At 60.0% G+C, this 20,945-nt stretch carries 20 protein-coding genes and 1 pseudogene; 8 read left to right on the forward strand and 13 right to left on the reverse strand.

Annotated features, from left to right (window positions below):
* The first annotated feature begins 329 nt into the window (after positions 1 to 329).
* Together ompR and AYR47_RS08370 are read left to right on the forward strand one after the other, a co-directional pair.
* Positions 330 to 1,070, forward strand: a complete 741-nt coding sequence (ompR, locus tag AYR47_RS08365) for an osmolarity response regulator transcription factor OmpR (RefSeq protein ID WP_016979041.1) — start codon at positions 330 to 332, stop codon at positions 1,068 to 1,070.
* A gap of 117 nt (positions 1,071 to 1,187) precedes the next feature.
* Positions 1,188 to 2,501, forward strand: a complete 1,314-nt coding sequence (locus AYR47_RS08370) for an ATP-binding protein (protein ID WP_016979042.1) — start codon at positions 1,188 to 1,190, stop codon at positions 2,499 to 2,501.
* A 95-nt stretch (positions 2,502 to 2,596) separates the two neighbouring features.
* Here AYR47_RS08370 and rimK read toward each other — a convergent pair whose 3' ends face one another.
* Together rimK and rimB are read right to left on the reverse strand one after the other, a co-directional pair.
* A complete protein-coding gene (rimK, locus tag AYR47_RS08375) occupies positions 2,597 to 3,502 on the reverse strand; it encodes a 30S ribosomal protein S6--L-glutamate ligase (RefSeq protein WP_010214091.1) in 906 nt (301 codons plus the stop codon).
* A pseudogene (gene rimB / locus AYR47_RS08380) lies at positions 3,499 to 3,982 on the reverse strand (retropepsin-like aspartic endopeptidase RimB). Before rimB ends, rimK begins: the two are co-directional and overlap by 4 nt.
* A 296-nt stretch (positions 3,983 to 4,278) precedes the next feature.
* On the opposite strand from rimB, the gene AYR47_RS08385 reads away from it, so the two are divergent.
* Entirely contained in the window at positions 4,279 to 4,686 is a 408-nt protein-coding gene (locus AYR47_RS08385; RefSeq protein ID WP_016979044.1) for an RNA-binding S4 domain-containing protein, read from the forward strand.
* Positions 4,687 to 4,725: 39 nt separating this feature from the next.
* Here AYR47_RS08385 and AYR47_RS08390 read toward each other — a convergent pair whose 3' ends face one another.
* The gene (locus AYR47_RS08390; protein WP_061434889.1) at positions 4,726 to 5,526 is read right to left on the reverse strand and encodes a phosphatase PAP2 family protein; all 801 of its coding nucleotides are present in this window, start codon (positions 5,524 to 5,526) and stop codon (positions 4,726 to 4,728) included.
* Between the two features lie 104 nt (positions 5,527 to 5,630).
* Between AYR47_RS08390 and hslO the strand changes: the two genes are divergently transcribed.
* Entirely contained in the window at positions 5,631 to 6,533 is a 903-nt protein-coding gene (gene hslO / locus AYR47_RS08395) for an Hsp33 family molecular chaperone HslO (protein ID WP_016979046.1), read from the forward strand.
* Positions 6,534 to 6,712: 179 nt separating this feature from the next.
* The gene (locus AYR47_RS08400) at positions 6,713 to 8,254 is read left to right on the forward strand and encodes a phosphoenolpyruvate carboxykinase (RefSeq protein ID WP_016979047.1); all 1,542 of its coding nucleotides are present in this window, start codon (positions 6,713 to 6,715) and stop codon (positions 8,252 to 8,254) included.
* 57 nt (positions 8,255 to 8,311) lie between these two features.
* Here AYR47_RS08400 and AYR47_RS08405 read toward each other — a convergent pair whose 3' ends face one another.
* The 5 genes from AYR47_RS08405 to AYR47_RS08420 form a co-directional block, all read right to left on the reverse strand.
* Positions 8,312 to 9,175, reverse strand: a complete 864-nt coding sequence (locus tag AYR47_RS08405; RefSeq protein WP_237142542.1) for a DMT family transporter — start codon at positions 9,173 to 9,175, stop codon at positions 8,312 to 8,314.
* 17 nt (positions 9,176 to 9,192) lie between these two features.
* Positions 9,193 to 9,549, reverse strand: coding sequence for a DUF1493 family protein (locus AYR47_RS08410; protein WP_033898738.1), 357 nt, complete (start codon positions 9,547 to 9,549; stop codon positions 9,193 to 9,195).
* A 542-nt stretch (positions 9,550 to 10,091) separates the two neighbouring features.
* On the reverse strand, positions 10,092 to 10,691 hold the full coding sequence (locus tag AYR47_RS08415; RefSeq protein ID WP_061434894.1) for a putative adenosine monophosphate-protein transferase Fic: 600 nt from the start codon (positions 10,689 to 10,691) through the stop codon (positions 10,092 to 10,094).
* Positions 10,691 to 10,861 (reverse strand): YhfG family protein, encoded by a 171-nt coding sequence (locus AYR47_RS31955; protein WP_016979054.1) that lies wholly within the window; start codon positions 10,859 to 10,861, stop codon positions 10,691 to 10,693. The genes AYR47_RS08415 and AYR47_RS31955 overlap by 1 nt, the downstream gene beginning before the upstream one ends.
* A 74-nt stretch (positions 10,862 to 10,935) precedes the next feature.
* On the reverse strand, positions 10,936 to 12,027 hold the full coding sequence (locus AYR47_RS08420) for a S8 family peptidase (RefSeq protein ID WP_061434896.1): 1,092 nt from the start codon (positions 12,025 to 12,027) through the stop codon (positions 10,936 to 10,938).
* A 164-nt stretch (positions 12,028 to 12,191) separates the two neighbouring features.
* On the opposite strand from AYR47_RS08420, the gene AYR47_RS08425 reads away from it, so the two are divergent.
* Together AYR47_RS08425 and AYR47_RS08430 are read left to right on the forward strand one after the other, a co-directional pair.
* The gene (locus AYR47_RS08425) at positions 12,192 to 14,129 is read left to right on the forward strand and encodes a RecQ family ATP-dependent DNA helicase (RefSeq protein WP_061434899.1); all 1,938 of its coding nucleotides are present in this window, start codon (positions 12,192 to 12,194) and stop codon (positions 14,127 to 14,129) included.
* A 22-nt stretch (positions 14,130 to 14,151) separates the two neighbouring features.
* Positions 14,152 to 14,583 carry an acyl-CoA thioesterase gene (locus tag AYR47_RS08430; RefSeq protein ID WP_016979057.1) on the forward strand — a complete coding sequence of 144 codons (432 nt, stop codon included), beginning with the start codon at positions 14,152 to 14,154 and terminating at the stop codon, positions 14,581 to 14,583.
* A gap of 25 nt (positions 14,584 to 14,608) precedes the next feature.
* Here the strand turns inward: AYR47_RS08430 and AYR47_RS08435 are convergent, their stop codons facing one another.
* The 4 genes from AYR47_RS08435 to AYR47_RS08450 form a co-directional block, all read right to left on the reverse strand.
* On the reverse strand, positions 14,609 to 15,088 hold the full coding sequence (locus AYR47_RS08435) for a glycine zipper domain-containing protein (RefSeq protein WP_016979058.1): 480 nt from the start codon (positions 15,086 to 15,088) through the stop codon (positions 14,609 to 14,611).
* Positions 15,089 to 15,469: 381 nt separating this feature from the next.
* Positions 15,470 to 17,818, reverse strand: coding sequence for an FdhF/YdeP family oxidoreductase (locus AYR47_RS08440; RefSeq protein ID WP_061434900.1), 2,349 nt, complete (start codon positions 17,816 to 17,818; stop codon positions 15,470 to 15,472).
* Entirely contained in the window at positions 17,815 to 18,654 is an 840-nt protein-coding gene (fdhD, locus tag AYR47_RS08445; RefSeq protein WP_033898725.1) for a formate dehydrogenase accessory sulfurtransferase FdhD, read from the reverse strand. The genes AYR47_RS08440 and fdhD overlap by 4 nt, the downstream gene beginning before the upstream one ends.
* A 97-nt stretch (positions 18,655 to 18,751) precedes the next feature.
* Positions 18,752 to 19,639 (reverse strand): LysR family transcriptional regulator, encoded by an 888-nt coding sequence (locus tag AYR47_RS08450; protein ID WP_033898722.1) that lies wholly within the window; start codon positions 19,637 to 19,639, stop codon positions 18,752 to 18,754.
* A 132-nt stretch (positions 19,640 to 19,771) separates the two neighbouring features.
* Here AYR47_RS08450 and lysM point away from each other — a divergent pair, with 132 nt between their 5' ends.
* Positions 19,772 to 20,212 carry a peptidoglycan-binding protein LysM gene (lysM, locus tag AYR47_RS08455; protein WP_033898718.1) on the forward strand — a complete coding sequence of 147 codons (441 nt, stop codon included), beginning with the start codon at positions 19,772 to 19,774 and terminating at the stop codon, positions 20,210 to 20,212.
* Between the two features lie 32 nt (positions 20,213 to 20,244).
* On the opposite strand, the gene yrfG is transcribed toward lysM, so the two are convergent.
* Complete coding sequence (gene yrfG, locus AYR47_RS08460; protein WP_061434901.1) at positions 20,245 to 20,907, reverse strand: GMP/IMP nucleotidase; 663 nt, start codon at positions 20,905 to 20,907, stop codon at positions 20,245 to 20,247.
* Positions 20,908 to 20,945 lie beyond the last annotated feature (38 nt).

Raw genomic sequence — 20,945 nt, forward strand, 5'->3', positions numbered from 1 at the left:
CTCGCAGGCCCGGAAAACAAGGCCCTGGGAGGCTGGTTGAGCGGCCCGACTGGCGCCGCTGCCTGGGTCAATAGGCAGCCTATTGACCCTCGAAATCGAAAAAATCACACAAGCGGGTAAAAAAAGCCTCGGCAGCAAACGGTAACGATCTGAAGTTGCCCTGCACGACGGCGCCGCATTATAACCAGCGTTCTGTCCTTGGGGGGGATTGCGCCAACGGTTGTAGGGCGCGGGTTCGCTGGCAGTTGAGGAAAAATCTGCTAACAATGCACACGGTGCGTATAACGGCAGCTAGGCCATAATGCGCGCCGAGATAAGAGGAGCATCTAATGAGCAGCACTGCACAAACTGCTGAAGGCGAAAAAATTCTCATCGTTGACGACGACCCGGGGCTGAGCAGCCTGCTGGAGCGCTTCTTCAACTCCAAGGGCTACCGTGCCCGCGCGGTGCCGAACACCGAGCAGATGGACCGCCTGCTGGGGCGTGAAGTCTTCAACCTGGTCGTACTCGACCTGATGCTGCCCGGCGAAGACGGCCTGACCGCCTGCAAACGCCTGCGCGGCGCGAACAACCAGATTCCCATCATCATGCTCACCGCCAAGGGCGATGAGCTGAGCCGCATCAAGGGCCTCGAGCTGGGCGCTGATGACTACCTGGCCAAGCCGTTCAACCCCGACGAGCTGATGGCTCGGGTCAAAGCCGTATTGCGTCGCCAGGCACCGCCGGTTCCAGGTGCCCCAGGCAGCGAAGACGAGAGTGTCACCTTTGGCGACTACGAACTGTCGCTGGCGACCCGTGAGCTCAAGCGTGGCGATGAAGTGCACATGCTTACCACGGGTGAATTTGCTGTGCTCAAGGCCCTGGTGATGAACGCTCGCCAGCCGTTGACCCGCGACAAGCTGATGAACCTGGCCCGTGGCCGGGAATGGGACGCTCTGGAGCGCTCCATCGACGTGCAGATTTCCCGTCTGCGCCGGATGATCGAGCCGGATCCATCCAAGCCACGGTACATCCAGACGGTATGGGGCGTGGGTTATGTGTTTGTGCCGGACGGCAATAAAACCAGTTGACCGGTGATTTGCAGGGGCGGGCATCCTGGCGTTTGACTCCATGAGGGTCGACGGGATGTCCGGCGTCTGCAATTCTGCGAGCGCCGCTCGTTTCTGCAAGGTATCTAGCAGTCTTCTATGAAAACCCCGCTGTGGTTCCCCCAAAGTTTTTTCTCCCGCACCCTTTGGCTGGTGCTGATCGTCGTTCTGTTTTCCAAGGCACTCACACTGGTTTATCTGTTGATGAACGAGGACGTGCTGGTGGACCGGCAATACAGCCACGGTGTCGCCTTGACGCTGCGCGCCTATTGGGCGGCAGACCCGGAGAACCGCGAGAAGATCGCCAAGGCCGCGACCCTGGTGCGCGTCGCCGGTGCAGGTGTGCCGGAGGGCGAGCAGCATTGGCCCTACAGTGAGATCTACCAACGCCAGATGCAGGCAGAACTGGGTGAAGACACTGAGGTGCGGCTGCGTATGCATGTGTCGCCAGCGTTGTGGGTGCGCGCGCCAAGCCTGGGCGAAGATTGGTTGAAAGTACCGCTGTACCCGCACCCGCTGCGGGGGCAGAAGATTTGGAACGTATTGGGTTGGTTCCTGGCGATCGGTCTGCTTTCAACGGCCTCAGCGTGGATTTTCGTGCGCCAGCTCAACCAGCCGCTTAAACGCCTTGTGTTTGCCGCCCGTCAATTGGGCCAGGGGCGCAGCGTGCGTCTTCCGGTCAGCGATACGCCGAGTGAGATGACCGAGGTGTACGGCGCGTTCAACCAGATGGCGGAAGACGTCGAACAGGCCGGGCGCGAACGCGAGTTGATGCTGGCGGGGGTGTCCCATGACCTGCGCACACCGTTGACGCGATTGCGCTTGTCTCTGGAGCTAATGGGCAACCATAGCGACCTCACTGACGACATGGTCCGCGACATTGAGGACATGGACGCGATCCTCGACCAGTTCCTGGCGTTTATCCGCGATGGCCGTGATGAAGTGGTTGAGGAGGTCGACCTGACGGACCTGGTGCGTGAGGTGGTCGCGCCCTACAACCAGAACGGTGAGCAGGTACGTATGCGCCTGGAGCCGATCCAGCCGTTTGCGTTGCGTAGAGTGTCGATGAAGCGCCTGTTGAACAACCTGATCGGCAACGCCTTGCATCACGCCGGTTCCGATGTGGAAGTGGCGGCCTATGTGTCCGGCGACAGTGCTGCGCCTTATGTGGTGCTGAGCGTGATGGACCGGGGCGCAGGCATCGACCCGGACGAGTTGGAAGGCATCTTCAACCCGTTCACCCGTGGCGACCGTGCCCGGGGTGGCAAAGGCACAGGGCTAGGGTTGGCGATTGTGCGGCGGATTGCCTCGATGCATGGCGGCAATGTTGAGTTGCGCAACCGAGAAGAGGGTGGCCTGGAGGCGCGGGTGCGGTTGCCGCTTGGGTTGATGTTGCCTAGAGATGCGGTCTAGAAACAGCTGCAACCACCAAGCTTAAAGCTGCAAGAGAAAAACGGATCGCTTTTGCCTCTCTTGCAGCCTATAGCTTGAAGCTACAATCTGCTTCTCTAGCCCTTGCCCTTGGTCCTCGTCATATTCGGCCCACCATTCTTCTCCAGATGCTGAATGATGATCCCCGCCACATCCTTCCCGGTGGTGGTTTCAATGCCTTCCAGGCCCGGTGACGAGTTCACCTCCATCACCAGCGGCCCGTGATTGGAGCGCAGGATATCCACACCCGCCACACTCAACCCCATCACCTTGGCGGCCCGCAGTGCCGTCATGCGTTCTTCCGGCGTGATCTTGATCAGGCTGGCGCTGCCGCCACGGTGCAGGTTGGAGCGGAACTCCCCCGGCTTGGCCTGGCGCTTCATCGCCGCAATCACCTTGTCGCCCACCACGAAGCAGCGGATATCCGCACCGCCGGCTTCCTTGATGTATTCCTGCACCATGATGTTCTGCTTGAGGCCCATGAACGCCTCGATCACGGATTCGGCCGCTGTCGCGGTTTCACACAGCACCACGCCGATACCCTGGGTGCCTTCCAGCACCTTGATCACCAGCGGCGCGCCGTTGACCATGTCGATCAGATCGGGGATGTCGTCGGGGGAGTGGGCAAAGCCCGTCACCGGCAGGCCGATACCCCTGCGCGACAACAGTTGCAGCGAGCGCAGCTTGTCCCGTGAACGGGCAATGGCGACCGACTCGTTGAGGGGAAACACCCCCATCATTTCGAACTGGCGCAACACCGCGCAGCCATAGAACGTCACCGAGGCGCCGATGCGTGGGATCACCGCATCAAACCCCTCCAGCGGCTTGCCCCGGTAGTGGATCTGCGGCTTGTGGCTGGCAATGTTCATATAGGCACGCAACGTGTCGATCACCACCATTTCGTGGCCACGTTCGGTGCCGGCCTCAACCAGGCGGCGGGTGGAATACAGACGCGGGTTTCGCGACAGCACAGCAATCTTCATGCAGCACCTGGGACAGAAAGAGTAGAGACCGGGAACACCGGCTTGTCTTGAACGTACTTGATGCCGGGATTGACCACCAGTTGGCCGTCAATCAAGGCTTTGGAACCCAGCAACAGTCGGTAACGCATGGCTTTGCGGCAGGCCAGGGTAAATTCCACCCGCCATACCCGATCACCCAGCGCCAACGTGGTGCTGATGACATAGCGCACCTGCGCATGGCCGTTGGAGCTCTTGATGGTTTTCATCGTCACCAGGGGCGCTTCGCAGCGGCGGTGACGCAGTTGCACAACGCTGCCCAGGTGCGCGGTAAAGCGCACCCACTTCTCACCGTCGCGCTCAAACGGCTCGATATCGGTAGCGTGCAGGCTTGAGGTGCTGGCACCGGTGTCGATCTTTGCGCGCAGGCCCTGCCACTCCCAAGTCGGGAAGTGCCACCCACTCACGCAGACCCACAACGGTCAAATGGTCAAATGTCTTCAATATGGATAACCGGCATTTCAGAAATGTTTCGTAGTTGTCGAGGACAGTAACGTCCAACGGCTCACGGAGTGTGACAATCCCTTGCCATCACTGAGGCTAGGTGCCGAATTCGCGGTATTCACGCAGAATAATCGGCAAATGGCGACAGATATCTCTCAAGCTTCAATAATCAGTGAGTGCTTGGGCAAGGCACGCAAAACTCGAGGTGTCTGGCGTATCTTAGGTGAGCCTTGAGGTTTATGCGTCGAAGGGTTCCAAGAGTAAGGTTGCGACATTTTTCAGAGCGAGGAATTCAAGTGGCTCAAAAGCAGGAAGAGGAAGAAAAGGTCCGATTGGACAAGTGGCTGTGGGCCGCGCGTTTCTATAAAACCCGTGCCTTGGCCAAGGCCGCTATTGAGAGCGGCAAGGTGCACCATCGCGGCGAGCGCTGCAAGCCGGGCAAGGAGCCGCGTGTCGGCGATGAGTTCCAGATTCGTGTCGGGTTTGATGAAAAGACGGTCGTGGTTCAGGCGCTTTCCATCGTGCGCCGTGGTGCGCCTGAAGCGCAGGCGTTGTACACCGAGACCGAAGCCAGCATCGCCAAGCGTGAAAATGCGGCCGCGATGCGCAAGGCGGGCGCCACGGGCATGACCACCGATGGCAAACCGAGCAAGAAGCAGCGCCGCGACCTGTTCAAGTTTCGCGGCAGTGGCAATGATGATTGACGGCGACAGTGGGGGAGCAAGCTCCCTCACCCTTGGCCATCACGTTGGGCGAACCACACTCAGTCGACTGATCAGCGGCATGTGCTGAAGCAGGCCGAACACCGGTGCGGTCACCCGCAACAACCCGCTCGAAACCTTCGCCGCAAACGGCGTGTAATACCCCCATCCCAATGCCAACAGTGCCAGCAACACCCCACCGATGTAATCGTCCTGGCCCCAATGCGCCCCCGCCACCAGGCGCGGCATCATGAACAGCAGCGCCAGGCCCCAGATCACCAGCACCTGACCAATGCGCTTGGCGAACACCGTCATGAACATCCCCCAGATCAACAGCACCGACGCGTGATCCCCTGGAAAACTCTGGCTCGAACGGTCCTTCAATTCCCAGGTCTTCTCCAGCCCCGGGAAGTAGTCGCTCATCTGGATCGCGCCACTGATCACCATCGACGGGCTGCTGTGTTGCCAACCCATGTGCGCCGCGAACTTGGAAAACAGCATGCGGATAAACAGCAACAGCAGCAGAATGCCGACAAAACCTAACAATGCCTGGCGCACCTGCACGGCCTTGAATACCCAGTCGCCGCGAATCAGCAGCGTCAGCAGAATCACGCCGACCACCGCATCGAACGGCCGCAAACTGGCTACCGCCCACACGTGCAGCCAGGTCAAGTTGCTGGCCAGCGGGTCATTGAGCAGATGAAACAGCCACTCGTCGAAAAGCACACACAGCATCTGGCCCGTGGGCCACAGCCAAAAACACAGCAGTGCGATAGCGAGTAGATTGCAAAAGGCCCATCGCCCGAGGTTCCACTTGGCTTGGAACAAACCCGGATTGTTCATAAACTGTCCCCCACGGCTCTAAAAAACCGCACCAAAACGGTGCTAAAGCGTTTAATTCTATAAACCTTGTAATCAATTTGTCATCAATTCAGATACCCAGACCTATGACTGATCTACCGGATACCGACTTCACCCAACGCTTCATCTTTGACGAGAGCGACGCCCGCGGCGAGCTGGTCTCGCTGGAGCGCAGCTATGCCGAAGTCCTCGCCAAGCACCCCTATCCGGAGCCGGTCGCGCAACTGCTCGGGGAGCTGATGGCAGCGGCGGCGCTGCTGGTGGGTACCATGAAATTCGACGGGCTGCTGATCCTGCAGGCACGTTCCGAAGGCCCCGTGCCGATGCTGATGATCGAGTGCTCCAGCGAGCGCGAAATCCGTGGTTTGGCCCGTTACGAGGCCGACCAGATTGCCCCGGACGCCACCTTGTCCGACCTGATGGCCAACGGCGTGCTGGCGATCACCGTCGACCCCACCGAAGGCCAGCGCTACCAGGGCATCGTCGACCTGGACGGCGAAACCCTGTCGGACTGTTTCACCAACTACTTCGTGATGTCCCAGCAGGTCGGCACCAAGTTCTGGCTCAACGCTGACGGCAAACGCGCCCGCGGCATGCTGTTGCAGCAATTGCCACCAGATCGCATCAAGGACGAAGACGAGCGCACCGACAGCTGGCGCAAGCTGACGGCCCTGGCCGGCACCCTCACCGCTGAAGAGCAACTGGGCCTCGACAACGAAACCATCCTGCATCGCCTGTACCACGAAGAAGCCGTGCGACTGTTTGACGCACAAGGCCTTCACTTCAATTGCAGTTGCTCGCGCGAGCGCTCGGCCAATGCCTTGGTCAGCCTCGGCCTGGAAGATGCGCAAAACCTGGTGGTAGAGCACGGCGGGCACATCGAGATCGACTGCCAGTTCTGCAACGAGCGCTACCTGTTCGATGCGGCCGATGTCGCCCAATTGTTCGCCGGCGCAGGCATCGACACCCCTTCCGACACCCGCCACTAAAACGTTTAAGCACAGGTAAATCACCTGACAAACGCCGGATTAGCGCAGTTCTGACGGGAGGGCCCTACTCTTTTTGGGCTTTTCTGGCATAATCCGGCCCACTTTTTTCGCGGTAGTAGTGCGCAACTTTCTACTACAAAACGTTTGGAGCACTCGGCCATAGGCCGACGGGGAACCTCATGACGCAAGCCAACAACGCCGTATACACCGATCTGAGTGTTGACGATCTGGTTAAAGAAGCCCTGCAGCGTGGTGAAGGCGTGCTCGCCGATACTGGCGCGCTGGTCGTCGAAACCGGTCACCGTACTGGCCGTTCGCCGGTCGATCGTTTCATCGTTGAAGAGCCTTCCACCCAGGCTTCCATCGCCTGGGGCCCGATCAACCGCAAGTTCCCGGCCGACAAGTTCGATGCCCTGTGGGCTCGCGTCGAGGCCTTCAACAACGCGCAAGAGCATTTCGTTTCCCATGTTCACGTAGGGGCTGCCGAAGACCACTACCTGGCCGTGAAAATGACCACTCAGACTGCCTGGCAGAACCTGTTCGGTCGTTGCCTGTTCATCAACCCGGCCCAGTACAACCCGGCCGGTCGTGAAGAGTGGCAAGTGCTCAACGTGGCCAACTTCGAATGCGTGCCAGAGCGTGACGGCACCAACTCCGACGGTTGCGTGATCCTCAACTTCGCCCAGAAAAAAGTGCTGATCGCCGGCATGCGTTACGCCGGTGAGATGAAGAAAGCCATGTTCTCGGTGCAGAACTTCCTGCTGCCGGCTTCCGACGTGCTGCCAATGCACTGCGCCGCCAACATCGGCGAAGCAGGCGACGTGACCCTGTTCTTCGGTCTGTCGGGCACCGGCAAAACCACCTTGTCCGCCGACGAAAGCCGTTACCTGATCGGTGACGACGAACACGGCTGGGGCGAAGGCGTGGTGTTCAACATTGAAGGCGGTTGCTATGCCAAGTGCATCGACCTGTCCGAGAAGAACGAGCCGGTCATCTGGAAAGCCATCAAGCACGGCGCCGTGCTGGAAAACGTGGTGATCGACGAGGCCAAGCACGCCGACTACACCAACGTCAGCCTGACCCAGAACAGCCGCGCGGCCTACCCGCTGGAGCACGTTGCCAAGCGTTCCGAGAAGAACCTGGGCGGCGAGCCAAACGCGGTAATCTTCCTGACCTGCGACCTGACCGGCGTACTGCCGCCTGTGTCGATCCTCAGCGAAGAACAAGCGGCCTACCACTTCCTGTCCGGCTACACCGCACTGGTGGGCTCGACCGAAATGGGTTCCGGCGGCGGCATCAAGTCGACCTTCTCCACCTGCTTCGGCGCACCGTTCTTCCCGCGCCCGGCTGGCGAATACGCAGAGCTGCTGATCAAGCGCATCCGCGGCTTCGGCTCCAAGGTCTACCTGGTCAACACCGGCTGGACCGGCGGCGGCTACGGCGTCGGCAACCGCTTCAACATCCCGACCACTCGCGGCGTCATCGCAGCGATCCAGAGCGGCGCGTTGATCGGTGCCGAAACCGAACACCTAGACACCATCAACCTCGACGTGCCACTGGCCGTACCGGGCGTTGAAACCGGCCTGTTGAACCCACGTAACACCTGGGCTGACAAGGCTGCCTACGACGAAGCGGCGAAGGCACTGGCGGGTCTGTTCATCGAGAACTTCAAGAAGTTTGAAGTGAGCGATGCGATCAAGGCTGCGGGTCCTAAGTTGTAAGATTCGAGCGTTGTGAAAAAGCCGCCTCTTGCAGGCGGCTTTTTTGTGCGCGAACGCTTAGTCGGCGATGTGCAGAACCACCGCGCCGACCAGTACCAGCACAACCCCCACCACCTGCACCACCGACAACCGCTCCTTGAAAAACACAAACCCCAAAATCGCTGCAATCCCGCCTGACAACGTACTGATCACCGTCACCACCGACACCGACCCCGCCATCGCCCCCCAGGAAAACGCCGAGAACCCACCCAGGTTCATCAAGCTTGCACCGGTCAGCGTTGCGCAGTTTTTCAGCGGTGGGATTTTCAGGCCGTCCTTGATCTTCAGCACCATCACCACCAATACGCAGAGCCCCACCAGGTAACCGAGCCACAGCGTGGTGATCGGTCCCAGCGCGGGCAGTGTGTAGCGGCCTTGCAGCCAGAAGCTGGTGCCGTACAGCAAGGCGGCGAGCATGGCGTAGGCGATCGACTGGCGAGGGTTGTTGTGGGGGACGCCGTTGTCTTTATGAATGCTGGAGAGGATCACGCCGATCACGCACACGGCGATGCAGCCCAGTTGCGTCAGGCTGATGTGCTCGCCGCTGGCCCAGGACAGCAAGGTGGTCACCACGCCGTAGGACGTCACCAGCGGCGCGACGATGGCGGCTTTGCCAAGGGCGAAGGCCTTGGACAGCGCCAGGGCGCCGGAGACGGTGAGCAGGGCGGCGGCGACGCCCAGCAGCCACACGCTCAGCGGGGCGTCGAGGGATTTGAGCAGCAAGCTTGGGAGAATGACCAGCAGCACAGTCATGATCAGGAAGCCGAGCGCTTGGCCGAAATACACCGCGCGTTTAACGCCCACGGCTCTGGCGTTGAGGCCCACGAGAAAATCCGTACCACCCCAGAGCAGGGCGGACAGCAGGCCCATTGTTACGTCCATGTAAGGTCCTTAGTGTTTCAGCTCAGGTTTTCCAGCGTCTGCGTGTCCCAGCTTTGAGTCTTGATGGCCAGGTAGAGCATGCCGAGGGTCAGCGGCACTTTTTCGCCGCGCCCCTTGGCGCGGCGTTTGAGAAACACATCGAACACCGGCGGGTTGAAGTAACGATAAGTGTCGAAGTCGCCCAGGTCGAGCGCGAATTCCTGCTCCAGGGCTTCCATCAGTTGCTTGGCCTCACTGCCGTCGCAGCCGAGGTCGAAGTTGATCGAGGTTTGCAGGCGGATCGTCTTGTGTTTGGGCAGGCCGATTTCTTCGTGCAGCAGTTGCAGGAGTTGCTGCATGACGGGGTCTTCGGGGAAGTTGGGCGCGAGGTTCATGGTGGGGGCACGCAGGAGTGGGTGATTAGCTTTTACTTTGCAATAGATATTCTGTGTGCTCAATAACCCAATGCCTGTTACAAACACCGCTATAGGCAGACTTTCAAGCTGCGCTTCTCTCATCCATGAGGTGGCATGCAACAGAAGTATTGGGCCGGTTACCAAGAGGCAGAGCCCAACCCATCTTCTGAGTACGGGCGACTTTATTGCCCTGTCGATTATGGTAACCAGTGCGAGGAGGAGGGGCAGATAGATCCACTGGGTGTATTCGCTCATCGTCTTGGCCGCTCTGGAGCTGTAGAGCTCTCGCCGATATGTTGAGTCCTTTCGATGTTCAAAGGTATTTGCCGGGGGCTGTTGAAAGGGCGCTAGTTTCAGTCAGAGAAAGGTGAGTTTTGTAGAGGGGCGGGCAGGAGTTTTAAGCAGTTTCGGAAGGGGATGTCGAAGCGTTTGGAGGTTTCTTACAGGGCTTTCCGGGATTTGCGGCTTGCAGTGACTTAACAGCGAAACAGGTGAGTGGTGTGCGGCGAGCTGGCATGTGGTCAGTTGCCAACAGGCCGACTCACACACCGCTCAAAAATCGCCTCCAACCCCCGGTAATCACACGCCACCGCATCAATATTCGCCGGTATCCACGCCGCGTGTTTCACCAGCCACCAGTTCACCGAAAACCCGGCGTTGACGATGATCTGTTCGAACAAGATCCGTTGCGCCCGGCCGTTGCCTTCGCGGAAGGGGTGGATAACGTTGAGGTCGCCGTAGGCCTCGGCAATCTGTGTGATCAGCTCAGCCTGACTCACACCCACATACCAGTTCGCCTCTTGCATGCGCCGGATGATCTTCGCCGCTTCCGGCGGGATGCGTTCCGGGGTGCAGAACAGGGTGTCGCCTTTCTGGATGTTGACGCTGCGCAATTCGCCGGCCCAGTCGTAGAGGTCGCTGAACAGGGTGCGGTGGATGTGTTGCAGGCGGTCGAGGTCATAGGGCGGAGGGAAGAGCGGGAGGTTGCCTACGGCGATTTCGGATAATTCCCGCTCGGCTTGGTGCAAGCGGGCCTCGTCGTGCAAATCGAGGCGGTTGCGCAGCACGCTACTACCGGGATAGCAGTACGGATCCTGGCCCACCCCATATTTGTCGAGCATCAGCGTGGCGTGTTGCGGTACTTGGCGAGGACGGCTTCGCGGGTCGGCAGGGGTTTGTCGACGTCGGCGGGTTGGGTGTCGAACCCTTCCAGGCGCAGGCTGGCCAGGTAATTGGAACGGCGGATCTTGTGGTAGTGATCCTGTTTTTGCTCAAACGTCGGTTCGCTCATGGCAGCGTACTCCTGGGTAGCAAGGCTTTATTGTAGCGCAATGCTTCAGAGGGTAGGCCGGAGAAAAAATCACATCAACGCGTCCCAGTGGGGGCATTGTCTGTTTGCGCAATGGCTACGGGACGCGAGGCTGCGTCGAGGTCCATCAACCCTCGGCCATAGGCTTCGCTGTTGGCGTAGACACCCGTTCGATTCGCCGTACTGAGCAGGCGCTCACGCACTTGTTGCGGTGTCATCTCGGGAAAGCGACTCTGCAATGCCGCCAAGGCACCACTGACCAACGCCGCGGCCGGCGAGGTGCCGGCGGTGGGTCCGTAGCTGCCATCCTTGTTGGTGGTCAGCAACCCAGCAGCACCATCGCCTCCTGGCACCGCGATGCACCAGCGTGCCGCGAGGCCGCAATAATTGGATTTGAGATTGATGGCCGTGCCGTCGTTCTTGAGGGCCATGACGGCAATCCAGCCTTTCTCCAGTTCCGGAACCAGCGCGGGTAGGCCGGGTTCGGCGAGTGGCTCACGCTTGACCTCGTTACCTGTTGAAAAGACGAATACAGCCCCTTCGCCCACTAGCTTTTTTGCCACGCCCAACGAGTCACCCATCAGGCGTTCGTAGATGGGAACCTCGTTGGTGTTGGCTTCAATGGGGTTCGCCCATGAGTTACTGAAAATGCGTGCCCCTTTGCTATAGGCCAGCTCCCAGGCCTGGGCGATTTCACTGTCGAAGTAGAACGGCTCCTTATCATCACCGAAACGCATGGGGATCAACTGGGCGTTGAAGGCGATGCCGTGGATGCCCTGGTCATTCTTGTTGGCGGCGAGAATGCCGGCCATCTGGGTGCCGTGGCCCTTGATGTCGAGGGTGCCGGGCTGCTGTGTCACAAAGTCATAGCCCGGATCGGCTACACGGCCGTAGAACTCGGGCAATGCCTGGTTGAGCCCAGAGTCGATCAGCGCGACTTTAACGCCCTGGCCAGTGCCACCCCGCGCGTAGAGGGAGGAGGCTTTGACAATGGGCAGGGCTTTTTGCTCGAAGTATTCGGGTGTTTCAAAACGCTGTGTATCCGGTTCGGCAGGTATTGGGGCGGGGGCATTTGCACAGCCCAGCAGCAATAACGACAGCGTGAACACGACGAGGTGTTGCAGTGAAAACAGTGTGCATCGAGACATCCACGACTCCTTGTCGGGGGTAGGTGATCTGGCGTGTTACTGTCTGCGTTTTTGCGCGGGCTTGCTGGTTTTCTCTGTATCAGTTTGTAGCGTTTATCCCCGACCTTTTCTTGATCGCTGATCTATGTTTTTGATTCCTTCAGCGGTCAACGGAGTGACAGCCTATGCACGACACCCTCCAGCAGGTTTTTGGTTATCCACAGTTTCGCCTGGGTCAGGAAGAGACGGTCAGCGCCGTGCTGGCCGGCCGTTCGGCAGCGGCTATTTTTCCAACGGGGTCGGGCAAGTCCCTGTGTTATCAGCTGTCGGCGGTGCTGCTGCCGCACCTGACGCTGGTGGTGTCACCGCTGTTGGCGCTGATGCAGGACCAACTGGGTTTCTTGCAGCGCCACGGTATTTCGGCGGGCAGTATCGATTCGGCCCAGAGCCGCGAGGACGCCAATGACGTGATGGCCCGCGCGCGTTCCGGCGAGTTGAAGATCCTGATGATTTCTGTTGAGCGCCTGAAGAACGAGCGCTTTCGTAACTTCCTGCAAAGCGTGCAGATCTCGCTGTTGGTGGTGGACGAGGCGCACTGTATTTCCGAGTGGGGCCACAACTTCCGTCCGGACTATTTGAAGCTGCCGGACTACCAGCGTCAGTTCAATATCCCACAAGCGCTGCTGTTGACGGCTACAGCGACGCCCAAGGTGATTGCCGACATGCAGGCGAAGTTCGCCATTGCACCGGACGATGTGGTCACCACGGGCTTTTACCGGCCCAATCTCAACCTGTTGGTGGAGCCGGTCAGCGGTGCGGACAAGCGTCGACGGTTGGTGCAATGGATGGGCGAGCGTGCCGATCAGCCGAGCATCGTCTACGTCACCCTGCAGAAAACCGCCGAGCAGATTGCCGAGCATTTGAACCGCAACGGCATCCAGGCCGAGGCCTATCACGCCGGTTTGCCTCACGATAAACGCGAGGGTATCCAGCAGCGTTTCATGGGCGGGCGCTCCAATTGCATCGTCGCCACCATCGCGTTTGGCATGGGCATCGACAAAAGTGATATCCGCAATGTGGTGCACTTCGACCTGCCCAAGTCCATCGAGAACTACAGCCAGGAAATCGGCCGCGCGGGGCGTGATGGGCAACCGTCCGATTGCCTGGTATTGGCCAACCGCGACAGCCTCAATGTGCTGGAAAACTTCGTGTACGGCGATACACCGGAGCAGGAGGGCATTCGCCGGGTGCTCGACGAGTTGCAGGCCGCGCGAGGCGATGGGCAGTGGGAGTTTTTGCTCAGGTCTTTGTCGGACCACAGCAACATCCGCGAGCTGCCGTTGAAGACGCTGCTGGTGCAGTTGGAGCTCAAGGGCGTGATTGCGCCGCGTTATGCGTTTTATGCCGAGTACCGTTTCAAGTACCTGATCGAACCCGAGGCTTTGCTCGCGCGTTTTACGGGTGAGCGGCAGCAGTTTGTCGCGGCGATCATCCAGGTGTGCAAGCGGGCCAAGACTTGGGCGACGGTGGATTTCGACGCGCTTTATCAACAGCACAATGCCGAGCGTAGCCGGGTGGTGAAAGCGCTGGACTACTTCCAGGAGCAAGGCCTGATCGAGCTTGAGAGCAAGCAGATGACCGAGGTCTACAGCTTGCTTGATACCGAGTTTGACCCTGATGTCATGAGCAAAGAGTTATACACAGGCTTCAAGCAGCATGAGGTAGGTGAGGTCGCACGGATTCACGCCATGCTCGATCTGTTCGCCACCGAACACTGCCTGGGTCAACGCCTGGCGCAGTATTTCGGCGATGAAAACGCGCCCCAGCGTTGCGGGCATTGCTCGGTGTGCCACGGCCATGTTGCGCACCTTCCGCCGCCGCCAGGTTTGCCGCCGCTTGTGGATAAAAACTTCATGGGGCTGTGCGGTGATTTTATCCACAGGCATCATGAACACACCGGCCACTTGCCTGGGGCGGAACGCCTGACGCGTTTCCTTGGCGGCATCAGCGTGCCGTTGTTTACCAAGTTGAAAGCACGGGGCATTCCGGGTTTTGCTGCGTTGGAGGATTATCCGTACGCCGAGGTCCGCGAGTGGGCCCAGGCCCATCTGAATGACCTGTAAACCCATTTCACGAGACTTGCCCATGTCTGATTCAGTGCCACAACGCGCCGATTACCCGCACTTCCAGCCGATCATTACGCGCTGGCACGACAACGATGTGTATGGTCATGTGAACAACGTGACGTACTACAGCTTTTTCGACACGGCGGTGAATACCTACCTGATTGAGCAAGGTGGGCTGGATATTCATGACGGTGAAGTGGTGGGATTCGTGGTGAGTTCGGCGTGCGATTATTTCGCGTCGATTGCCTTTCCCGAACGCATCGAGATCGGCTTGCGGGTAGGCAAGCTGGGCAATAGCTCAGTGCAGTACGAATTGGCGGTGTTCAAGCAGGGCGAAGAAGAGGCCTGTGCGGCGGGGCGCTTTGTGCATGTGTTTGTGGAGCGGGGTTCGAACCAGCCGGTGACGATTCCGGGGATGTTGCGCGAGGCGTTGCAGCGGTTGGTGGTGTAGGCGCGAACGCCTACACCCTCAGGCCTTAGCGGTGACGGTAGTGATGCTTGTTCTTGCGATGGCCATAGGCATGACCGCGGCCACGGTGATCATCGCGGTCATAGCGACGGTTATCACGCCCACGGGAGCGACGATCATCGTCATCGCTCTTGTTGCCCATGTAGTTACCCAACGCGCCACCAGCACCGCCGCCGGCCGCTGAGCCGATCAGTGCGCCAGTGCTGCCGCCGACACTGCGGCCCACCACGTTGCCACCGGCCGCGCCCAAGGCGCCACCAATGGCCGCTTCGCCACGGCTGCGTTTGTCCGCACCCACCGCGCTGCCGCCTGCGCCGCCCAGGGCTGCGCCGATGGTCGAGCCGGTGTTGCCGCCGATCGACTGGCCGACTACCGAACCTAGAACCCCGCCCAATGCGCCGCCCACACCGGCTTCGGTGGTGCCACCGGCCATGGCTGCGCCACTGACCAGGCCAAGGGACAACAAGAGAATCGAGGAGAACTTCATTAGGGGAGACCTCAAGGGGATGACGGCGCGATCCTGAGGCTGTATCGGGGTGGTGACAATAGAAATCCGACCAGTAACACGAGTTGTACACAATTCGCTAAGTTACTGTTTTTGTTGGGGAACTTAAGTCGTTTTTGTGAGTCTTTAACTACTTCGGAATGGCCGCTTTTATGCAAAAGCGGCCTTTTTTGTGCCCGGGATTCCTGTGGCGAGCGGGCTTGCCCCGCGTTGGGCTGCGAAGCAGTCCTGAAACAGGCCACGGATTCTTTCAGTCAGACTGCGGCGGTTTTATTGGGCGGCTGCGCCCCCCAACGCGGGGCAAGCCCGCTCGCCACAACAGCCAGCTCACTACAACAAACCTGCCCAGCGCAACAGTCTTGATCAGGCCGAACGAGCCATGATCAGGCCATTGTCACTCGCCGCTTCCAAACGAATCGCCACGAACTTCGACGTCGGCGTATGGCTGCCATCCCCCGTGCTTTCCAGCGGCACCAGTGGGTTCACTTCCGGGTAATAGGCCGCAGCCTGCCCAGCCGGAATATCAAACGCCAGCAGGGTGAAGCCCTTTACGCGGCGCTCGCGACCGTCTTCCCACAGCGACACGATGTCGGCCTTCTGTCCCGGCTTGAAGCCCAGGCGGATGATGTCGGCTTCGTTGACGAACAGCACATCACGCTGGCCCTTGACCCCACGGTAGCGGTCGTCCAGGCCATAAATGGTGGTGTTGTACTGATCGTGGGAACGCATCGATTGCATGATCAGGTCGGGCACACGACCGGTCGCATGAGTGCGTTCGTGGATCAGGTCCTTGGGCAGGATATTCGGACGGAAGTTGGCGCGGCCCGACGGGGTGTTCCAGCGACGTGCACCGGCGGAGTTGCCCAGGTAGAAGCCACCCGGATTCTTGATCTTCTCATTGAAGTCCTTGAAGCCCGGAATGGTGTCGGCGATCAGGTCGCGGATGCGCCCGTAATCGGCCACCAGCCAGTTCCAATCCACCGGCTTGCTGCCCAGGGTGGCGGCAGCGATGCCGGCCAGAATCGCAGGCTCCGACTTCATCAGCTTCGACAGCGGCTGCAATTGGCCGTTGGAACCGTGGACCATGCTGAACGAGTCTTCCACCGTCACCGCTTGCGGGCCGTCGGCCTGGATGTCGATGTCGGTACGGCCCAGGCACGGCAAGATCAGCGCGTCTTTGCCGTGCATCAGGTGGCTGCGGTTGAGCTTGGTGCTGATCTGCACGGTCAGGTCGCAATTACGCAGGGCTTCGAAGGTGCGCGGGCTGTCCGGCGTGGCTTGGGCGAAGTTGCCACCCAGGCCGATAAACACCTTGGAGCGGCCTTCAAGCATGGCGTGAATCGCTTCGACCACGTTGTGGCCATTGACGCGCGGCACCTGGAACTGGAAGCGCCGTTCCAGGGAGTCGAGGAACGCCACGGGTGGACGTTCGTTGATGCCCATGGTGCGGTCGCCCTGCACGTTACTGTGGCCACGCACCGGGCACAGGCCGGCGCCTGGGCGGCCGATGTTGCCGCGCAGCAGCATCAGGTTGGCGATTTCCTGGATGGTCGGCACCGAATGGCGGTGCTGGGTGATGCCCATCGCCCAGCACATGATCACGTTCTTGCCTTTGGCGTACATGCGCGCCGCTTGCTCGATCTCCACCAGAGTCAAGCCGGACTGTTCGACGATTTCATCCCAGGAGGTGTCGTCGATCTTGCCCAGGTAATCCAGCACGTTGGCGGTGTGTTCGTTGAGGAAGTCGTGGTCGAACACGGCTTCTTTGCCTTCGGCCTGGGCCTGGCGTTCCCACAGCAGCAGGAACTTGGCCATGCCGCGCAGGATGGCCATGTCGCCACCCAAGGCCGGGCGGAAGTAGGCGGTGTTGGTCGGTTTGTCACCGTTGGTGAGCATTTCCAGCGGGTGTTGCGGATGCTGGAAGCGTTCCAGGCCGCGCTCTTTCAGCGGGTTGATGCACACAACCTGGGCGCCGCGTTTGACCGCCTCGCGCAGCGGTTCGAGCATGCGCGGGTGGTTGGTGCCGGGGTTCTGGCCCCAGACGAAAATCGCATCGGCGTGTTCGAAGTCATCAAAGGTCACGGTGCCTTTGCCGACGCCCACGCTTTGCGCCAGGGCAACGCCGCTGGCTTCGTGGCACATGTTCGAACAGTCGGGGAAGTTGTTGGTGCCGTAGGCGCGCACGAACAGTTGATACAGGTACGCCGCTTCGTTGCTGGCGCGGCCCGAGGTGTAGAACTCGGCCATGTCCGGGCTCGGCAGGGCGTTGAGGTGCTTGCCGACCAGGTCGAAGGCCGCTTCCCAACTGATGGGCTGGTAGCGGTCGGTTTCGGCGTCATAGCGCATCGGCTCGGTCAGACGGCCTTGGTATTCCAGCCAGTAGTCGCTTTGCTCCAGCAGGGCGGTCACGCTGTGTTTAGCGAAGAACGCCGCGTCGACGCGACGCTTGGTGGCTTCCCAGTTCACCGCCTTGGCGCCGTTCTCGCAGAACTTGACCATGCCGCTTTCCGGCGAGTCGCCCCAGGCACAACCGGGGCAGTCGAAGCCGCCGTTCTGGTTGGTCTTGAGCATCATGCGCAGGTTTTTCAGCGCGTTGTCGCTGGTCAGCCAGGCCTGCGCCACGCTGATCAGTGCGCCCCACCCACCCGCAGCGCCTTTGTAAGGCTTGTAGCGCGGGGTGGGGGTTTGGTCGGCTTGGTGGTGCTGGCTCATGGCTGGTTCTCCATCGCAGGGCTGTAGACCCGCGGCGCACTTTTCTGCGGCAGGTGGATGAGATTGAGGTTATGCCGGCGGGCCCATTGCAGGGCCAGTCCGGTGGGTGACGACAGGCTGACCAGGGTCTGGATGCCCGCGCGCAGGACCTTCTGGATCAACTCCAGGCTGCAACGGCTGGTAACAATCGCCAGGCCGCCTTCGGTCGGAATCTTTTGGCGGATCAAGGCGCCGATCAATTTATCCAGGGCGTTGTGCCGGCCGATGTCTTCACGACCGAGCAACAACTCGCCCTGGCCGTTCATGAACACGGCCGCATGCACGGCGCCGCTGTATTGGCCCAGGGGCTGAAAGGCGCTGATGCGTTGGCGCAGGCCATCCAGCCACTCGGCGGGCGGCAAGGGCGCGCCGGGCAATACCTGGAGGTCTGGCAGGGCCTGTTCAACGGCTTCCACGCCACACAAGCCACAGCCGCTGGCGCCAGCCAACTGGCGGCGCTGTTGTTTGAGGTTCCAGAAGGCGCGGCTGGAGATCTGCACCTGAGCGTATTGGGCTGAGCCCGAACCGCTGAGTTTCAGATCATAAATATCGCTAACATCGGCGATAATGCCGCTACCGATGCTGAAACCGACAATAAAGTCTTCCAGGTCCGTCGGCGTCACCAGCATCACCGCTTGGCTGATGTCGTTATAGGCAATCGCCAACGCCACTTCTTCCGCCAAGGCTGTGCTGGCGGATTCTGTGTGTTCGAGATTGCAATACTGGTAGCTCTGGCTGGCGGCGGGCGCTGGCGTTTCGAGAGCGGGCGCCGCGCAGACTGGGCGCTTGGCGTTCATGGGGCAGTACCACCGGCGGATTGATCAGTGTTTAGACTAGGCGCGACAAAGCGTCGCGTCTAATTGCCAGTACTGATCTACCGATAGATGACGTCGATCAAGATTCGTTTGGCGATTTCTGATACAGCGCGAAACACGCCTCCGCCAGTGCTGAGCGCGGCGCGCTGCGGCGCATGATCAGCCCCAGGCGTGCGAGGGTGTGGGCGTCCTCGATCGGCTGCAGGCGCAGGTGTTCGGTGAGTGCGTCCAGGCCCCCATCCAGCGGCATCACCGCGCAACACAATCCACCGTGCACGGCTTGTAACAATTGATGGACGGCGTCGGTCTGCAGCAGCGGTTGCGGGTTGAGCCCACGGCTGTGGAAGTTGTGGTCGATGGATTGGCGAAAGTGCATGCCGCTGGTGAGCATGCCCAACGGCAGTTCGATCAGCGCCTCCCAGCTCAACGGCGTATCACCGAAACTGAAGAAGCGCTGGTCGTAGAGCAGGCCCATGCGGGTTTCGCCCAAGGCCAGCGAGTCGAAGCGCTCGTTGTCCAGGCGTTCCAGGTAGGACACGCCCAAATCCAGCCGGTTACTCGCCAGTTGTTCCAGGATCTGCTCCGAGCTGAGCGCGGAGAGCTCAAAGCGCAGGCTTGGGTGTTCCTTATGCAGTTGCTGCATCAAGGCCAAAGGATCAAAGCTCGACAGTGGCACCACGCCCAGGCGCAATGTGCCCACCAGGTTGCCGCGACAAGCCGCCGCCTCGGCCTGCAAACCGTCATAAGCCGCCAATACCGTGCGTGCCCACGCCAGCACGCGCTCGCCGGGTGCGGTAAAGCCTTCGAAGCGCTGGCCACGATTGACCAATGGCAGATCAAGCTCTTCCTCAAGGTTGCGCAGGCGCATCGACAGGGTCGGTTGGGTGATGTGGCAACGCGCCGCCGCCTGGCCGAAGTGACGGGTTTCGTCGAGGGCGATGAGGAATTTCAGCTGTTTGATGTCCATCTTCGCTCCAGGGCTTATTCCAATGGCGGGGGGATTCTAGCGCGTTTGGGTCTTTGGCCGGGCCGGAACCCAAATCCGTAGGACTGGTCTAGTCTTGGGCATCTGGAACTCAAATCCCAAGGAGAGCGCACTATGAGCATTTTCAGCTTTATCAAGGAAGCCGGCGAAAAGATTGTCGACCTGTTGACGCCGGGTAATGCAAACGCCAGCGAGCAGTTGAAGGACCATGTGTCCAAAGTGGGTCTGGGTAATCCGAATGTGCAGACCACAGTGGATGGCGACAAGGTGACCGTGACCGGTGAAGTCGCCACCCAGGAAGAGAAAGAGAAGATCCTGTTGGCGCTGGGCAATATCGCCGGTGTGGCCAGTGTGGATGACCAGATCACCGTATCCGGCCCGGCCGTGGCTGCCGCCCGTTTTGTCGTGGTAAAAAAGGGCGACACCCTCAGCGCGATTTCCCTGGCGGTGTATGGCAACGCCAACCAGTACAACAAAATCTTCGAGGCCAACAAGCCGCTATTGTCGCATCCGGACAAGATTTACCCAGGGCAGACTTTGCGTATTCCTGAGTAAGCAGCACGCTGTAGGGGCGGGCGTGTCCGCTCCTACAACCCGATAATCAGCTCGCGATAATCCCCCACCGCTGCAAACTCCGCCGTGTTCTTTGGCCCCTTCTGGCTGTCTGGCTCCTTCACCGCCAGCAAATGCCCGACGCCAAACGCCTGGGCGCTGCGCAGGATCGGCAAGGTATCGTCGATAAACAGACTGCGGGCCGGGTCGAAGTGGATGTCGGCTTGCAGAGCATCCCAGAACTGCGGGTTTTCCTTGGCGAAACCGTAGTCGTGGGAGCTGATCAACCGTTCGAAATACGGCGCCAGTTCAATGCGTTCCAACTTCAATGACAGCGAATCACGATGAGCGTTGGTGATCAGGATCACGCGCTTGCCGGCCTGTTTGATTGCCGCCAGGAAGGTGTCGGCGTCAGGGCGCAGGGCGATCAGGTGGGCGGTTTCCAGCTTGAGTTCGCGTACCGGGATCTTCAGTTCCGCACTCCAGAAATCCAGGCAATACCATTGCAACTGTCCGGCGTTACGCTCGAACAGGGGCTGCAACTCCATCTCGGCCATGGCGCGGCTTACACCGTGCAGCTCGGCGTAGCGCTGGGGCAGGTGCTCCATCCAGAAGTGGTTGTCGAAATGCAGGTCGAGCAGGGTGCCGTCCATGTCCAGCAGGACAGTGTCGATGGCGTGCCAGGGCAAAGAAGGCATGGGGCGGTCTCATGTAAGTAAAAATATCCGACACAGAC

This window comes from Pseudomonas azotoformans (genome assembly GCF_001579805.1).
Taxonomy (GTDB): Bacteria; Pseudomonadota; Gammaproteobacteria; order Pseudomonadales; family Pseudomonadaceae; genus Aquipseudomonas; species Aquipseudomonas azotoformans_A.

Coding starts and splice junctions, on each gene's coding strand:
- ompR (WP_016979041.1), top strand. CDS start 330: ATGAGCAGCACTGCACAAACTGCTGAAGGCGAAAAAATTCTCATCGTT.
- AYR47_RS08370 (WP_016979042.1), top strand. CDS start 1,188: ATGAAAACCCCGCTGTGGTTCCCCCAAAGTTTTTTCTCCCGCACCCTT.
- rimK (WP_010214091.1), bottom strand. CDS start 3,502: ATGAAGATTGCTGTGCTGTCGCGAAACCCGCGTCTGTATTCCACCCGC.
- AYR47_RS08390 (WP_061434889.1), bottom strand. CDS start 5,526: ATGAACAATCCGGGTTTGTTCCAAGCCAAGTGGAACCTCGGGCGATGG.
- hslO (WP_016979046.1), top strand. CDS start 5,631: ATGACTGATCTACCGGATACCGACTTCACCCAACGCTTCATCTTTGAC.
- AYR47_RS08400 (WP_016979047.1), top strand. CDS start 6,713: ATGACGCAAGCCAACAACGCCGTATACACCGATCTGAGTGTTGACGAT.
- AYR47_RS08405 (WP_237142542.1), bottom strand. CDS start 9,175: ATGGACGTAACAATGGGCCTGCTGTCCGCCCTGCTCTGGGGTGGTACG.
- AYR47_RS08410 (WP_033898738.1), bottom strand. CDS start 9,549: ATGAACCTCGCGCCCAACTTCCCCGAAGACCCCGTCATGCAGCAACTC.
- AYR47_RS08415 (WP_061434894.1), bottom strand. CDS start 10,691: ATGCTCGACAAATATGGGGTGGGCCAGGATCCGTACTGCTATCCCGGT.
- AYR47_RS31955 (WP_016979054.1), bottom strand. CDS start 10,861: ATGAGCGAACCGACGTTTGAGCAAAAACAGGATCACTACCACAAGATC.
- AYR47_RS08420 (WP_061434896.1), bottom strand. CDS start 12,027: ATGTCTCGATGCACACTGTTTTCACTGCAACACCTCGTCGTGTTCACG.
- AYR47_RS08425 (WP_061434899.1), top strand. CDS start 12,192: ATGCACGACACCCTCCAGCAGGTTTTTGGTTATCCACAGTTTCGCCTG.
- AYR47_RS08430 (WP_016979057.1), top strand. CDS start 14,152: ATGTCTGATTCAGTGCCACAACGCGCCGATTACCCGCACTTCCAGCCG.
- AYR47_RS08435 (WP_016979058.1), bottom strand. CDS start 15,088: ATGAAGTTCTCCTCGATTCTCTTGTTGTCCCTTGGCCTGGTCAGTGGC.
- AYR47_RS08440 (WP_061434900.1), bottom strand. CDS start 17,818: ATGAGCCAGCACCACCAAGCCGACCAAACCCCCACCCCGCGCTACAAG.
- fdhD (WP_033898725.1), bottom strand. CDS start 18,654: ATGAACGCCAAGCGCCCAGTCTGCGCGGCGCCCGCTCTCGAAACGCCA.
- AYR47_RS08450 (WP_033898722.1), bottom strand. CDS start 19,639: ATGGACATCAAACAGCTGAAATTCCTCATCGCCCTCGACGAAACCCGT.
- lysM (WP_033898718.1), top strand. CDS start 19,772: ATGAGCATTTTCAGCTTTATCAAGGAAGCCGGCGAAAAGATTGTCGAC.
- yrfG (WP_061434901.1), bottom strand. CDS start 20,907: ATGCCTTCTTTGCCCTGGCACGCCATCGACACTGTCCTGCTGGACATG.